Source organism: Psychrobacter sp. DAB_AL32B (assembly GCF_002224105.1).
In the GTDB taxonomy this organism is placed as follows: Bacteria; Pseudomonadota; Gammaproteobacteria; order Pseudomonadales; family Moraxellaceae; genus Psychrobacter.
In genome coordinates this window covers 1-2595 of sequence record NZ_NEXU01000098.1, presented here as the reverse complement: position 1 = coordinate 2595, position 2595 = coordinate 1, and the positions used below count along the sequence as shown (strand labels likewise).

The 2595-nt window shown below is 32.4% G+C and carries 4 protein-coding genes; all 4 read left to right on the top strand.

What is annotated here, in order from left to right:
• Positions 1-153: 153 nt before the first annotated feature.
• The 4 genes from CAN34_RS11390 (at position 154) to rpsO (ending at position 1775) form a co-directional block, all read left to right on the top strand.
• Positions 154-678, top strand: a complete 525-nt coding sequence (locus tag CAN34_RS11390; RefSeq protein WP_089555753.1) for a type 1 glutamine amidotransferase domain-containing protein — start codon at positions 154-156, stop codon at positions 676-678.
• Positions 679-735: 57 nt separating this feature from the next.
• Positions 736-906: a hypothetical protein gene (locus CAN34_RS14265; protein ID WP_165767643.1), complete on the top strand. Its 171-nt coding sequence runs from the start codon at positions 736-738 to the stop codon at positions 904-906.
• Between the two features lie 159 nt (positions 907-1065).
• Positions 1066-1251, top strand: coding sequence for a hypothetical protein (locus tag CAN34_RS11385; RefSeq protein WP_079690571.1), 186 nt, complete (start codon positions 1066-1068; stop codon positions 1249-1251).
• Between the two features lie 257 nt (positions 1252-1508).
• On the top strand, positions 1509-1775 hold the full coding sequence (rpsO, locus tag CAN34_RS11380; RefSeq protein WP_079690572.1) for a 30S ribosomal protein S15: 267 nt from the start codon (positions 1509-1511) through the stop codon (positions 1773-1775).
• Positions 1776-2595: the final 820 nt, after the last annotated feature.

Sequence of the window (2595 nt, the reverse complement as noted above, 5' to 3'; positions counted from 1 at the left end):
TATAATAAAAATATAATTAATAATAATAAATTTTTCATATAAAAATAAAAAAATATTAACTAATATAAAGCAATTTCTGAGATTTTAAATTAAATACCATTATAAGAAAAACAAGAAAACTAACCTATAAAATATTAAAACATAAGGAATGTTATGAAAACTATTGCTTTTTTATTACACAATAATTTTGAACAAGCAGAATATGAAGAGGTTAATAACCAGCTAAAAGATAAAGGCTACAAGACGCTTCTTATTACTACTGATAAAAATAAAGAAGTTCAAGGTATGAAGCAAGATGTCAACAAAGGCGATACTTTTAGCGCCGATATATTTGCTAAAGACGCAAAAGTTGCTGATTACGATGCTTTAGTGTTGCCAGGTGGTACGGTAAATGCGGATACCATACGCGGCAATAAAGAAGCGCATGGCATCATTAATGCTATTAACGATGCCGGAAAGCCATTAGCTGTTATCTGCCACGCTCCTTGGGTACTTATTAATACAGGCATTGCTAAAGGAAAAACACTGACAGCTTATCAGACATTACAGATTGATTTAGAAAATGCTGGGGCAAAATTTGTAGATAAAACGGTACAAATTGATGGTAATTTGATTACCTCACGCAACCCAGACGATATTAAAAATTTCGTCGAAGCTATCGATAAAGCTCTATCATAATTTCAATTATCATTATTGATTTTCATAGCCAATTACAATCATAAAAAGGAAAATAATATGTCAAATTCTAATCCAAATGATACTAAGCTCGAACAACAACGTTCTGACGCAGCTGAAGCCTCATTAAAAAACCAAACTGAAAGTAATTATACAAAAGATACTGACGCGGCAGCAGATCGTATCGCTAATAACGCAGAAGAAGCTAAAAAAGATAAAGAAGATAAATAAAATTTAATTTAGGTTCGATGTGTGTTTTAAATTTTTAATTAGTAAACTAAAAATGCTAACTGCTCAAACGGTTAGCATTCCTAATAATATACTTCACATTTAAATTTATTAAGATTATTTAATTTTGAATTCTAATATTAATATACTAGGAGAGCTGTTATGGATAAATCACAAAAAGATATGGATAAGCAAGAACAAAAGATACAAAAACTAGCTGACGATATCAACCCTAGCCAAGACGTAATTCCTGATAGTTTAGCGGAAGCAACCACAGTACCGTTAGATGATGATGCACTTGGTGGCAACGCGACTGAAGATGACGTTAAGAAAAACAAACATAAATAAGGCATTTGTAAACAAATTATCAAGCTAAGTTTATTTCTTAAAACTGTTGAAACTAATACGGAAAACTGCTGTTAGTTCAGCAGTTTTTTGTTATAATCGCTTTCAAGTTAAACAACGTGTTTGTCGACCACTAGGTCAACTCTAGTAATGCAGGGTTGTCCCGAATGTCATACAGACTATTTTATTTATTCTATCATTTTACACTCATTAAAATTTATTGATGAATTGTAGAATGTTTAGCATTGCCGGAGAGATTTATGCTAACTAATGCCGATCGCGAACAAATCATTGCTCAATACCAACGTGGCGAAAATGACACAGGCTCACCAGAAGTTCAAGTAGCCTTGTTAAGCGCTCGTATCAACGATTTGCAAAACCATTTTAAAGCGCACAAAGCTGATCATCACAGCCGCCGCGGTCTTATCCGTATGGTTAATACCCGCCGTAAACTGCTTGATTACCTAAAAGGTAAAGATCTTGGTCGCTATACCACCCTTATTAGCCAGTTAGGTCTACGTCGTTAATTTGACGACAGTAGTACAAGTGGTCGCTAAAACAAAATATGCTTTAATAAGGCAATATTTCGGATTTTTGGTCAAGCCATTTGGAACTTGCTTGTTGATATCGATAAAATAGATTTTTTCTAAAACGGTGTGGAATAGTTTCACGCCGTTTTTTTATGCTTATTATTGTGGTTAAGTTAGCTTACAGGCTCCAAGCTCATATTATGTGATTATTGCAGCGTAAGTGCTAAAGACGCAGAGTTAAATTATGATGGCTTGCGCTAAACCTCAGTAGTCATTATTAATAAAGAATTGTTATTGATAAGTATTTACTATCAATAAATAGGCAGCTTTGCATTTAATTGGTCAATGGTCATAAATCACTGTAAAATAATGCCTTGTAAGTTTTATCGTGCTATTAGTTATACAGCTAATCGTTATATGGCTAACCATCTATCAAATATCTACTTATAAAGTATCTATGCTAAGCATTAATATTTTATTAAAGAAAGTAACCAGTATCATGCATGGTTTTGACTTGGTAGCGTTTTTGGTGTCACTTTTGATAGTACTTATATAAAACCGAATTCGAAAAACTGAACACACGTAAAAGTATTGTGCTCATGATAGGTAAATGCATAGACAGACAAATACATAAGATAAATAGGTAAGGATATTAGCCCTAATTGACGCGATTTTTTAATCGACTAATGGTTAATTAAGGGCTATGTACACAGAAATACAAAGAATTTTTAATGACAGGTATCAGCGTTTATAATGCTGATATTACTTTCGTCAGTAAATATTAGGAAAATTATCTGACAATTTTTAATACCTTTAA